Consider the following 11,776-nt stretch of genomic DNA (forward strand, 5'->3'; position numbering starts at 1 on the left):
CGATGGCATTTTCGCTGGCGCCCTCGGCGACTACACTCGGCTTCCGCCTCGAAGCGTTCGACACCATCGGTTCCACCAACGCGGTCGCCCTGCAGCGCGCACAGGCGGGTGATGCCGGCAGGCTGTGGATCGTCTCGAAAAAGCAGGAAGCCGGCAGGGGCCGGCGCGGCCGTCCCTGGCAGACGCCGGAAGGCAATCTCGCCGCGACGCTTCTGCTGGTGGCGCGCTTTGACCCGAAAGTGGCGGCGACGCTCGGCTTTGTCGCCGGCCTGGCGCTTGCCGACGCACTCAACGCAGTGGTGCCCGATGTGAAACTGTCGGTCGGCGTCGATGGCGGCGGCGATCGTGCCGGCAGGAATCGTTTCGAGCTGAAATGGCCGAACGACGTTCTGGCGCATGGCGCCAAGCTCTCGGGCATCCTGCTGGAATCGGTGGTGCTGGCCGACGGCCGTTTTGCGGTGGCGGTTGGCATCGGGGTCAATGTCGTCGGCTATCCCGAGGATGTGCCGTACCCGGCGACCTCGCTTCGGGCGCTGGGATCGGATTGCGACGCCGAAACATTGTTCCTGGCTCTGTCGGATGCCTGGGTGGACAACAGCGCGCGCTGGGCGGATGGCCGCGGGCTCGACGAGATCAGGCGGCGCTGGCTGGCACAGGCGGCCGGGCTCGGCAGCGAAGTGGCGGTGAAACTCGACGGCAAGGTTGTCCGCGGCATTTTCGAAACGATCGATGGCGACTGCCGTTTCGTGATCCGCGACGGGCAGGGCGCCGAATTCAGGATTGCCGCTGGCGACGTCCATTTCGGAGCAGTCGCCTCCGCGCGTGCGGATTGAAAGGCTGAAAGATATGGCGAACGGCAACAACAACGAACTGGTCTTTGTCCCGCTGGGCGGCGTCGGCGAGATCGGCATGAATTTCGCGCTTTACGGCTACGGGCCGGCATCGAAACGCGAATGGATCATCGTCGATGTCGGCGTGACCTTCCCTGGGCCGGAACTGCCGGGCGTCGACTTGGTGCTGCCCGATATCCGCTACATCGAAGAGCAACTCGGTAGTCTCAAGGGCATCGTCATCACCCATGCGCACGAGGACCATTACGGCGCGCTGCTCGATCTGTGGCCCAAGTTGAAGGCTCAGTGCTGGATGACGCCGTTCACGGCCGGGCTGCTCGAGGCCAAGCGGCAGTCTGAAAGCGGTGCGCCGAAAATACCGGTGAACATCTATCGGGCCGGTGAAACGTTCACCGTCGGCCCGTTCCAGATCGAAGCAGTCGCCGTCACCCATTCGATCCCCGAGCCGGTGTCGCTGGCCATCACCACGCCGGCCGGCACCGTTATCCACACGGGCGACTGGAAGATCGATCCGGGTCCCGAGATCGGCCCGATGACAGACGAGGCGCGCTTCCGCGCGCTCGGCGACAAGGGCGTGCTGGCTCTGATCTGCGATTCCACCAACGCCATGCGCGAAGGCGATTCACCGGCGGAGCAGGAGGTCGGCAAAGGCCTGCGCAAGGTCATCGAGGAAGCCAAGGGCCGCGTCGCCGTCACCACCTTCTCGTCCAATGTCGGGCGCATCCGGTCGATCGCCGAAGCAGCGCGTGATTGTGGGCGGCAAGTTCTGATACTTGGCCGTTCGCTGAAGCGCGTGATCAGCGTGTCCGACGAGCTCGGCTACATGGATGGGCTGCCGGAATTCATCGCCGAGGAGGACTACGGTTTCATTCCTCGTGAAAACCTGGTCATCATCTGCACCGGCAGCCAGGGCGAGCCGCGCGCGGCACTTGCCAAGCTGGCGCGTGACGAGATGAAGACCGTGGCGCTGGCGCCCGGCGATACGGTTGTGTTTTCGTCGCGAACCATTCCGGGCAACGAGAAGGCGATCCTGGAGATCAAGAACGGCCTGATCGACCAGGGCGTCAAGATCATCGAGGACAGCGACGCGCTGGTGCATGTGTCGGGCCATCCGCGCCGCAACGAACTGAAGCGCATGTATGAATGGACGCGGCCGAAGATCGGCGTGCCGGTGCATGGCGAAGCAGCCCATCTGGTGGCGCAGGGGTCGCTGATGTCGATGTCGGGCATTCCGGAGGTCGCGCAGGTGCGCAATGGCGACATGCTGCGGCTGGCGCCCGGACCGGCCGAGATCATCGACCAGGTGCCGTTCGGGCGCATCTACAAGGATGGCAAGCTGATCGGCAGTGACGAGGCGGTCGGCATTCGCGACCGCCGCAAGCTGTCATTTGCCGGACATGTCGCGGTCAATGTCGTGCTCGACGAGAAATACGAACTCGCCGGCGACCCGGATCTGGTTGCCATCGGTGTCGCGCAGGTCGATGCCCGTGGCGACGACATGGAGGATTTGATGCTCGATGCGGCAATCGGCGCGGTGGACTCGATCCCGCGCCAGCGCCGAAAAGACCTGGACCTTGTTTCGGAAGCGGTGCGGCGCGCGGTGCGCGGTGCCGCCAACGAAGCCTGGGGCAAGAAGCCGGTGGTGACGGTGTTCGTGACGAGGTGATTTCGCGTCCTTCGAGGCTCGCAGGCGAACGCGGCGCCAAGCTTTCCGTCGCCAGTGGTGCTCGCACCTCAGGATGAGGACCGTACCGGCATGCTGCTTTCGGAGGCGACGGGGTTGTGCCAACCTCCTCATCCTGAGGTGCGAACGAAGCGAGCCTCGAAGGACGCACTGAATCAAATGGCGAAGTCAGGACCAACAATGCTCGGACGCCTCAATCATGTCGCCATCGCGGTGCCCGACCTTGCGGCCGCCAGCGCGGTTTATCGCGAGACTCTGGGCGCCAGGGTGACGGCGCCGCAGGCATTGCCCGAGCACGGCGTGACCATCGTCTTCATCGATGTGGGCAACACCAAGATCGAACTGCTGGAACCGCTCGGCGAAGGATCGCCGATCGCCGCGTTCCTGGAGAAGAATCCGTCGGGCGGCATGCACCATGTCTGCTACGAGGTCGACGACATCCTCGCCGCCCGCGACCATCTGAAGGCGTCGGGCGCACGCGTTCTCGGCGATGGTACCCCTAAGACCGGCGCGCATGGCAAACCGGTGCTCTTCCTGCACCCCAAGGACTTCATGGGAACGCTCGTCGAGCTGGAGCAGGCATGACGATGAACGGCGCGCAACGGATAAGGGCCGGCTCATGACCTGGATATCGCTTTTCGCGGTCTTCTTCATCATCTGGTGGACGGTGCTGTTCGCGATGCTGCCGTTCGGCTTGCGCACGCAGGACGATGACAAGGACGTGACGCTCGGCACCGTTTCGAGTGCGCCGCGCGGCGCGCACATGCTCAAGACGGTGATCCGCACGACGGTCGTTTCGGTGCTGATCGTCGCGATCTTCTACGGGATCACCAAAGGGCTGGGCTACAGCTTCGACGACATCCCGAGATTTGTGCCGAAATTCGATTAGCCGGCTGCGTCAGTATTCCGCAGCTTTCTAAGCCGGAACATGAATAAAACCCGGCAACTCGATGAATTGCGCAAAAAAAAATGCAAGGCACAAGGCCTTGCAATTAAACGCGTCCGATCCGATTTCCAGTTTACCCGGCGGCTGCGAGTGACCGCGCCAGGATCGCATCCTCCCAAGACTTTGACCGCGCAGGAGAGCAGATTTATTCCTGCCCTCTCAGTTATCGGGGCACATTAGCCTAACGTGAAACGAAATGTCACGCAGAATTTTGCTTCGAAACGGGCAATCATGTGCTGCAATGCACAATGGATTGGCAGATATTGCTTGCGCTTTGGGCCGCGGGCGCAATTCGAGCGATCGGGTTTCAATTCCGCCACGAAATGGCTATGAAGCGCTTGCATTCATGTTCTGACATGATACCGCCGATTCCGGCGGTTTTATCCCACTTTCGACGGAATTCCTCATGCGGCTTTCGCGCTATTTCCTGCCTATTCTGAAAGAGAACCCGCGCGAGGCGGAGATCGTCTCGCATCGGCTGATGTTGCGCGCCGGCATGATCCGCCAGCAAGGGCAGGGCTCCTTCTCGATGCTGCCGCTCGGCAAGCGCGTCCTCGACAAGGTCTGCCAGATCATTCGCGAGGAACAGAACCGCGCCGGGGCGCTGGAAATCCTGATGCCGACGATCCAGTCGGCCGAACTGTGGATCGAAAGCGGCCGCTACAACGACTATGGCAAGGAGATGCTGCGCATCAAGGACCGCCAGGATCGCGCATTGCTCTACGGCCCGACCAACGAGGAGATGGTGACGGAAATCTTCCGCTCCTACGTGAAGTCCTACAAGGATTTGCCGCTCAACCTCTACCACATCCAGTGGAAGTTCCGCGACGAGGTGCGCCCGCGCTTCGGCGTCATGCGCGGCCGTGAATTCCTGATGAAGGATGCGTATTCCTTCGATCTGAATTTCGAGGGCGCCAAGGCGGCCTACAACCGCATGTTCGTCTCCTATCTGCGCACCTTCACCCGCATGGGTCTCAAGGCGATACCGATGCGCGCCGACACCGGCCCGATCGGCGGCGATCTTTCCCACGAGTTCATCATCCTGGCGGATACCGGTGAAAGCCAGGTCTATTGCCACAAGGACTATCTGGAACTGCCGGTGCCGGGCGAGGCGACCGACTTCGAGGACGACGGCCAGATCGCCGGCATCGTCAAGCAATGGACGACGCCTTACGCGGCGACCGACGAGATGCACGACGAGGCGGCCTGGACGCAGATATCAGACGACGAGAAGCTCTCGGCGCGCGGCATCGAGGTCGGACATATTTTCCACTTCGGCGAGAAGTATTCCAAGCCGATGGGCGCCAAGGTGCAGGGACCGGACGGCAAGGAACATTTTGTTTCGATGGGCTCTTACGGCATTGGCCCGACCCGCCTCATCGCGGCGATCATTGAGGCGAGCCATGACGACAACGGCATCATCTGGCCGGAATCGGTGGCGCCATTCGACGTCGTCATCATCAACATGAAGCCGGGCGATGCCGATTGCGACCGCGTCAGCGAGCATCTTTATGCCGCGCATCAGGCCGCGGGGCTGGACGTGCTCCTGGACGACACCGACGAGCGCGCCGGCGCAAAATTCGCCAGGGCCGACCTGATCGGCATTCCGTGGCAGGTGATCGTCGGACCGCGTGGTGTCGCGGCTGGCGAGATCGAGGTCAAGCGCCGCGCAACCGGGGAGCGCGACACCAAGAAAATCGAGACGCTGCTGGCGTCGCTCGGCCCGAAGCCATGAGCGCGGCGTCCGCAGGAACCGCGGTGGCGCAGGCCAAAAGCGCCAAGGGAGCGGGACCGTTTTCGTATTTCGAGCGCATGGTCGCCTGGCGCTATTTGCGTTCCAAGCGCAAGGAGACGGTGATCTCCGTCATCGCCTCGATCTCCTTCATCGGCATCATGCTTGGCGTCGCCACGCTGATCATCGTGATGGCCGTGATGAACGGGTTCCGGGCCGAACTTCTGACCCGCATCCTCGGCATCAACGGCCATCTGATCATGCAGCCGATCGACACGCCGCTCGACGATTATGACGCAGTGGCGACGCGTATCGCCGGCGTTCCCGGCGTGAAACTCGCCATGCCGCTGATCGAGGGCCAGATTTTCGCCAGCGGGCAGATCGGCCCCGGCACTGGTGCGCTGGTCAAGGGCATCCGCGGCGACGATCTCGGCAAGATCGAACTGGTCGCCAAGAACGTGAAGCAGGGGTCGATCGTCGGCTTCGACACCAGCGAGGGCGTGGCGATCGGCACCCGCATGGCCGAAAATCTCGGCCTGTCGCTCGGCGATTCCATCTCGCTCATCTCGCCGGATGGCGACATCACGCCGCTCGGCACCACGCCGCGGGTGAAAGCCTATCCGGTGGTGGCGATCTTCGAGATCGGCATGTCGGAATATGACGCTTCGATCATCTTCATGCCGCTCGCCGAGGCGCAGCTTTTCTTCAACATGGAAGGCCGCGCGCAGACCATCGAGATCTACGCGCAAAACCCCGACAACATCGACGCGCTCAAGCCGGCGGTCGAGGCGGCGGCGCAGCGCCAGCTCTATCTGGCCGATTGGCGCCAGCGCAACCAGACCTTCTTCTCGGCGCTGCAGGTCGAGCGCAACGTCATGTTCATGATCCTCACGCTGATCGTCCTGGTCGCGTCGCTCAATATCATTTCCGGCCTGATCATGCTGGTGAAGGACAAGGGCGGCGACATCGCGATCCTGCGCACGATGGGTGCGTCGAGCGGCGCGGTGATGCGGATATTCCTGATGACGGGCGCCGCCATCGGCGTCACCGGCACATTGGCGGGCGTGCTGCTCGGTGTGGTCATCTGCCTCAACGTCGAATCGATCCGGCAGTTCTTCTCGTGGCTGTCTGGCACGACGATCTTCAATCCGGAGCTCTATTTCCTCAGCCAGCTGCCGGCGATCATGGATTTCCGCGAGACGTTTTCAGTGATCCTGATGGCACTGGTGCTGTCGTTCCTCGCCACTCTTTTCCCTGCCTGGCGTGCCGCCAAGCTCGATCCGGTCGAAGCACTGAGGTACGAGTGACGTGACCGACGTGATCATCGAACTGAAAAGCGTCGAACGCCATTACGTTCAGGGCGCGCGCAAGCTGACGATCCTGAACGGCGCCGACTTCTCGCTGAAGCGCGGCGAGATGGTGGCGCTGGTGGCGCCGTCGGGTGTCGGCAAGTCGACGCTGCTGCACACCGCTGGCCTGCTGGAAAAGCCCGATGCGGGTGATGTCATCCTGGCGGGCAGGGCCTGCGGCCGGCTCTCCGACGACGAACGCACCGCGATCCGCCGCAACGACATCGGCTTCGTCTATCAGTTCCACCACCTGCTGCCCGAATTTACCGCGCTCGAAAACATCATGATGCCGCAGCTGGTGCGCGGCCTCAGCGTCGCCGAGGCGCAGGGACGGGCAGCCCAACTCCTCGACTACATGAAGATCGGCAAGCGGGCGCAGCATCGGCCGTCCGAATTGTCCGGAGGCGAACAGCAGCGGGTTGCCATCGCGCGCGCCGTCGCCAACGCGCCGCTGGTGCTTCTTGCCGACGAGCCGACCGGCAACCTTGACCCGGTGACCGCGTCCTACGTCTTCGAGGCGCTGGAGGCGCTGGTGCGCCAGTCCGGCCTTTCAGCGCTGATTGCCACCCACAATCATGACCTTGCCAGCCGCATGGACCGCCGCGTCACGCTGGGCGAAGGAAAAGTCATTACGCTGTAGCCGACGTTCGGGCTGACCCCGGCAGCAACGGACTGGGGCACGGTCGCCCGGCGCCGGGTCGACCGCGTTGATGCCCGCCCTATCGTGGTGGCTCCGCTAACCTCTTCTTAACCCTCGCGCCAGCCTCCGGGCCTACTGGATCAAGCTGCGGCTTTGCAGCTTGACGCGTGAACAAAATTAGAACAAAATATAAACATTAAAGGTACAGGAGAGACAAATGACCGATCTGGTTCAGGACGTTGTTTCGATGGTTTGCATGAGCGCATTCCTCATTTCCACCGCCTTGTGGATTGGCGCACTCTGAGGGACGAAACGCTCCGGCAATGATCGCCGGAGGCTGAGCGCCACCGATTTCAGGTTCTCCCGTTAAGGGCTTCTTTCGACAGTTTTGTTACGGTTCCTCCGTCATGGAGGAACCGAGCGGATGTCTCAGATTGCGATCGCAGCGCTGATCGCCGTCAATCTCGGCCTGATCTTTCTGGCCCTCGCGGCGCCGCTTGGCATCCGCACGGTTCGCAGCGCGGTCGTTGCCAATGCACCGCGCGAACGCGCCTGGCAGGCGCTTTGGCCATTCGGGCGGGATGCAGGCTGGTCAGCCGAGGTGGTTGCGGCTGAGCCGGTGGACCGTGAGCCTTCCCAGGCCCGGCTGAAGATCGGTTGGGATGACCGGGAAGGCCTGCCGATCGAACGACTGGTAGAGCTGGAAGACATCGTCGAGGGCGAGCGTTTTTCGATGCGCATCGTCGATGACAGTTCGCTCGACCCGGCATTCTGGCGGCACTATCGCGAAAGCGCGACGCTGGTGGACCGCGACGGCGGGACGGAAATCACGCTGACGCAGACCGACCATTATCGCGGCCTGGCGTTTCTGGTCTTCAGGTTCTTCGCGCTCCGTCGCAAGGCGGCGAAGCTCAAGATCTGGATGGAAACCGGAGAATACCGCAAGGGCGGCGCGTTCGAACGCCCGACAACCCAGATCGCGCTGGCGGCGCTGTCGACATTCCTGATCTGGCCGCTGTTCGGGCTCACCGCCGGTGGATTTGCGATAGCGGCATGCCTGACCGCGGTCGTTGCATTGCATGAACTGGGACATCTGGCGGCGTTCCGCCTGATGGGCCACCGCAACGTTCGCATGATCTTCATCCCGCTTCTCGGCGGTATCGCAATCGGCGGACGCCCTTATGACAGCCGTTTCGAAGTGGCTTTCGTGGCGCTGATGGGGGCAGGCTTTTCCGCTTTCCTGGTGCCACTCGCCATCATGCTGAGTGATTACGCGGCCGCCGCCGATTATCGCCCGGCTGCCACACTTCTCGCGGTATTCGCCGGCTGCGCCGCGCTGTTCAACATCGCCAATCTCGTGCCGGTGTGGAAATTCGATGGCGGACAGGTGCTGCGGCAGCTTTTCTCCAGCCAGATCGGTCTCGCGGTCGCGTCCTTCGTTATGCTGGCGGCTTTCCTTGGCGTTGCCTTCGCCGCGGGCTTTTCCGGTGGCATGCTCGTCGCCGGCGCAGCCATTTTCGTGGTCCTGAGCCTGATAACCACCGGCAGCGGCGTCAAGCCGCGCCGCGCGCTGAAGCCGATCCGGACGGCCGAGAAGGCGGGCATCGCCGCCGCACTGGTGGCGGTTTTTGTCGTCCACGGTTCCGGCCTTTTATGGGCCGCGGAGAAGTGGGCGGCACAGCCGCCGCCCCTTCCGTCATCCGAGCGGGTCTGTCGCGCCGCTTGACCACCACAGCGCAGCGGGGCTCAATCGCCGAGAGCTACTCCCTCCCGGCGCGGATCGGCGCCACCTTCCAGCCCCTCCGGGGTGATCGCCACGCCGTGCAGGCCGGAATTCAGGTCCTTCACCGCGACTTTGAAGCCCAGAGCCTCGAGGTCCTTGGCGAGTTTTTCGGCGCTCGTCCCCTTTTCGAGGTCGTAGGGACCGAACCTGTTGACGAAATGCGGCATCGAGATCGCGGCCTGCATGTCCATCTTCCAGTCGATCAGGCCGATCAGCGTGTTCGCGACGTAGGAGATGATGTTGCTGCCGCCCGGCGAGCCGAGCGCGAAGACCGCCTTGCCATCCTTGAGCACGATGGTCGGCGCCATCGATGAGCGCGGCCTTTTGCCGGGCTCCACCCGGTTGGCGACAGCCTCGCCATCCTCGACTGGCGAGAAGGAGAAGTCGGTGAGTTCGTTGTTGAGCAGGAAGCCGCCTGTCATCAACCGCGAGCCGAATCCATTCTCGATCGTCGTGGTCATCGAGGCGATGTTGCCTTTCTCATCGACGATCACGAAATGCGATGTCGAAGGCATTTCGAACGCGGCGCTGTCGATGCGCAGTTCGGCTTTTTGCCAGGGTGGGTCGCCTGCGCTCGCATCATCCTCACCGAGCGCCGTCGGGCGGCGAAGCAGGGCGGAGCGCGCCTTCAGGTACTCGGCGTCGAGCAGCCCCTCCGGCAGGGAGACGAAATCGCTGTCGGCGACGTAGCGCCCCCGGTCGGCGAAGGCGAGGCGGGTGGCATCACCGATCAGCCGCCAGGCCTCCGGATCGTCCGGACCGAGAGGTGCGATGTCGAAAGGTTCGAGCAGGCCGAGAATCTGCCCGATGGCCACGGCTCCGGAAGACGGCGGCCCCATGCCGCAGACCTCGTAGCCGCGATAGGGCGCGCAGACGGCCGGGCGCTCCTTGACCTTGTAGACAGCCATGTCGTCGAGAGTCAGCAAGCCGGGATTGGTCGGGTGAGAACGCACCGTCTCGACGATTTTTGCCGCGATAGGGCCTTCATAAAATGCATCGGCTCCTTCCGACGCGACGGTCCTCAGCGTCGCGGCGTAGTCCGGATTGCGTAGATTATGCCCGGCGGGCAAGGGCGAGCCGTCCGGCGCGAAGAAATAGGCGCGGGCGCCGGGATCCTCGTTGAGCCTTTCGCCTTCATCGGCAAGCAGCGCCGCCAGGCGAGGGGAGACGGCAAAACCCGCGTCGGCGAGGCTGATCGCCGGCTCGAAAAGCGACTGCCATGGCCGTGTGCCGTAGCGCCGGTGAACGGTTTCGAGGAGCCGCGGCACGCCGGGCACGCCGACGGAGCGACCACCGACAACTGCGTCGAAGAATTCGAGCGGTTTGCCGTCCTTGCCGAGGAAGAGCGCGGGGGTCGCCGTGGCCGGAGCGGCTTCGCGTCCGTCGAAGGTGGTGATCTTCTGGCTGTCGGCGTCATACCAGACGAGGAAGGCGCCGCCGCCCATGCCCGAGGATTGCGGCTCGACAAGCCCGAGCATCGTCTGCACCGCGATAAGGGCGTCCGCCGCATTTCCACCTGCCCGCAAAACATCGAGCCCGGCCTGCGTCGCGATCGGGTTGGCGCTGACCACCATCTGGCGCTTGGCGTGCACCAACTGTTTGGCGGCGACGCCGCTGGCGGCTTCCGGCGCAACGGTGTCGGTCGCCTGCTGGGCAAACGAGGCATTTGTCCATAGCGCCGCCGCCGCGGCGATCGACAAAGCCGCGGCCCATCTTGTCGGTGATATCATTTCAGGCACTCCTCCGCTCGGGTAAGGTTGTGCCCCCCAGTTCCAGAATTTGTTCCGCCGGCCCGAAGATCTCCTCGAACGACGACTTCAAGGCCATATCGACATCGGCCAGCGTTACGGGCAGACCGAGATCGACCAGGCTCGTCACCCCATGGTCGGCGACGCCGCACGGCACGATGCCGCCGAAATGCGACAGGTCCGGTTCGACATTGATGGCGATGCCGTGGAAAGACACCCAACGCCGCAGACGAATGCCTATGGCGGCGATCTTGTCCTCGGCCGGCGACCCATCCGGCAGCGGCGGCCGGTCGGGCCTGACCACCCAGACGCCGACCCGGTCCTCGCGCCGCTCGCCCTTCACGTTGAAGCTTTCGAGCGTGCGGATGATCCAGCCTTCCAGCGCGGCGACGAAGGCGCGCACGTCTTCGCGCCTCCGCTTGAGGTCGAGCATCACGTAGGCCACGCGCTGGCCGGGGCCATGATAGGTGTATTCGCCGCCGCGTCCGGCGTCGAAGACGGGAAACCGGTCCGGATCGATCAGGTCGGCGGGGCGGGCGCTGGTTCCGGCGGTATAAAGCGGCGGATGCTCGATCAGCCAGACCATTTCCGGCGCTGTTCCGTCGCGGATGGCCGCGGCGCGCGCCTCCATCACGGCAAGTGCGCGCGGATAGGGAACGAGCCCGTCTTCGATCCGCCATTCGACGGGCGCCGAGCCGGGCAGGGGCAGGAATGATGCGGTGATCTGGTCGCGTCCGGGCATGCTGATTTCCGCTTTTCCCACATATGGCGGCAAAGCGCGCAAACGTCCAGTTTGAGGTTTCGGGCCACCGCCTCATGCCCCGGCCTTTTCCCGGCAAACCCGCGGGAATTAATGCGTGCGGCGCACTTGTTTCGCTGGAAACGATTTGCTACATGCCGCGGGCCGGTGCGAGCCGGTTCTTTCGTGACGTGCGGTCGTGGCGGAATTGGTAGACGCGCAGCGTTGAGGTCGCTGTGGGGCAACCCGTGGAAGTTCGAGTCTTCTCGACCGCACCATCACCTTCCTCAACAGCCAGGATTTT

Annotated in this window: 10 protein-coding genes and 1 tRNA gene; 9 read left to right on the forward strand and 2 right to left on the reverse strand. The window is 63.5% G+C overall.

What is annotated here, in order from left to right; all coding sequences use genetic code 11:
• Positions 1-2 precede the first annotated feature (2 nt).
• The 8 genes from OHD58_RS10780 to OHD58_RS10815 all read left to right on the forward strand — a co-directional run bounded on the left by OHD58_RS10780 (position 3) and on the right by OHD58_RS10815 (position 8,928).
• The gene (locus OHD58_RS10780; RefSeq protein WP_263803246.1) at positions 3-833 is read left to right on the forward strand and encodes a biotin--[acetyl-CoA-carboxylase] ligase; all 831 of its coding nucleotides are present in this window, start codon (positions 3-5) and stop codon (positions 831-833) included.
• A 13-nt stretch (positions 834-846) separates the two neighbouring features.
• A complete protein-coding gene (locus OHD58_RS10785; RefSeq protein ID WP_263803248.1) occupies positions 847-2,517 on the forward strand; it encodes a ribonuclease J in 1,671 nt (556 codons plus the stop codon).
• Between the two features lie 198 nt (positions 2,518-2,715).
• Positions 2,716-3,120 carry a methylmalonyl-CoA epimerase gene (mce, locus tag OHD58_RS10790; protein ID WP_263803249.1) on the forward strand — a complete coding sequence of 135 codons (405 nt, stop codon included), beginning with the start codon at positions 2,716-2,718 and terminating at the stop codon, positions 3,118-3,120.
• A 34-nt stretch (positions 3,121-3,154) separates the two neighbouring features.
• Positions 3,155-3,424 carry a DUF1467 family protein gene (locus OHD58_RS10795; protein ID WP_263803250.1) on the forward strand — a complete coding sequence of 90 codons (270 nt, stop codon included), beginning with the start codon at positions 3,155-3,157 and terminating at the stop codon, positions 3,422-3,424.
• Between the two features lie 463 nt (positions 3,425-3,887).
• A complete protein-coding gene (gene proS / locus OHD58_RS10800) occupies positions 3,888-5,216 on the forward strand; it encodes a proline--tRNA ligase (protein WP_263803251.1) in 1,329 nt (442 codons plus the stop codon).
• On the forward strand, positions 5,213-6,520 hold the full coding sequence (locus OHD58_RS10805) for a lipoprotein-releasing ABC transporter permease subunit (RefSeq protein WP_263803252.1): 1,308 nt from the start codon (positions 5,213-5,215) through the stop codon (positions 6,518-6,520). The genes proS and OHD58_RS10805 overlap by 4 nt, the downstream gene beginning before the upstream one ends.
• A 1-nt stretch (position 6,521) precedes the next feature.
• Positions 6,522-7,202 carry an ABC transporter ATP-binding protein gene (locus tag OHD58_RS10810; protein ID WP_263803254.1) on the forward strand — a complete coding sequence of 227 codons (681 nt, stop codon included), beginning with the start codon at positions 6,522-6,524 and terminating at the stop codon, positions 7,200-7,202.
• Positions 7,203-7,626: 424 nt separating this feature from the next.
• Positions 7,627-8,928: a site-2 protease family protein gene (locus OHD58_RS10815; RefSeq protein WP_263803255.1), complete on the forward strand. Its 1,302-nt coding sequence runs from the start codon at positions 7,627-7,629 to the stop codon at positions 8,926-8,928.
• A gap of 20 nt (positions 8,929-8,948) precedes the next feature.
• On the opposite strand, the gene ggt is transcribed toward OHD58_RS10815, so the two are convergent.
• Together ggt and lipB are read right to left on the reverse strand one after the other, a co-directional pair.
• The gene (ggt, locus tag OHD58_RS10820; protein WP_263803256.1) at positions 8,949-10,715 is read right to left on the reverse strand and encodes a gamma-glutamyltransferase; all 1,767 of its coding nucleotides are present in this window, start codon (positions 10,713-10,715) and stop codon (positions 8,949-8,951) included.
• Position 10,716: 1 nt separating this feature from the next.
• Positions 10,717-11,475, reverse strand: a complete 759-nt coding sequence (gene lipB / locus OHD58_RS10825) for a lipoyl(octanoyl) transferase LipB (protein WP_263803257.1) — start codon at positions 11,473-11,475, stop codon at positions 10,717-10,719.
• Positions 11,476-11,665: 190 nt separating this feature from the next.
• Here lipB and OHD58_RS10830 point away from each other — a divergent pair.
• A tRNA-Leu gene (locus tag OHD58_RS10830) sits at positions 11,666-11,750 on the forward strand.
• The last annotated feature ends 26 nt before the right edge of the window (positions 11,751-11,776 follow it).

The sequence above is a fragment of the Mesorhizobium sp. ZC-5 genome (genome assembly GCF_025753855.1).
In the GTDB taxonomy this organism is placed as follows: domain Bacteria; phylum Pseudomonadota; class Alphaproteobacteria; order Rhizobiales; family Rhizobiaceae; genus Neomesorhizobium.

Excerpts from the sequence above, each read along its gene's own strand:
- OHD58_RS10780 (WP_263803246.1), top strand. The coding sequence starts at position 3 with ATGGCATTTTCGCTGGCGCCCTCGGCGACTACACTCGGCTTCCGCCTC.
- OHD58_RS10785 (WP_263803248.1), top strand. The coding sequence starts at position 847 with ATGGCGAACGGCAACAACAACGAACTGGTCTTTGTCCCGCTGGGCGGC.
- mce (WP_263803249.1), top strand. The coding sequence starts at position 2,716 with ATGCTCGGACGCCTCAATCATGTCGCCATCGCGGTGCCCGACCTTGCG.
- OHD58_RS10795 (WP_263803250.1), top strand. The coding sequence starts at position 3,155 with ATGACCTGGATATCGCTTTTCGCGGTCTTCTTCATCATCTGGTGGACG.
- proS (WP_263803251.1), top strand. The coding sequence starts at position 3,888 with ATGCGGCTTTCGCGCTATTTCCTGCCTATTCTGAAAGAGAACCCGCGC.
- OHD58_RS10805 (WP_263803252.1), top strand. The coding sequence starts at position 5,213 with ATGAGCGCGGCGTCCGCAGGAACCGCGGTGGCGCAGGCCAAAAGCGCC.
- OHD58_RS10815 (WP_263803255.1), top strand. The coding sequence starts at position 7,627 with ATGTCTCAGATTGCGATCGCAGCGCTGATCGCCGTCAATCTCGGCCTG.
- ggt (WP_263803256.1), bottom strand. The coding sequence starts at position 10,715 with ATGATATCACCGACAAGATGGGCCGCGGCTTTGTCGATCGCCGCGGCG.
- lipB (WP_263803257.1), bottom strand. The coding sequence starts at position 11,475 with ATGCCCGGACGCGACCAGATCACCGCATCATTCCTGCCCCTGCCCGGC.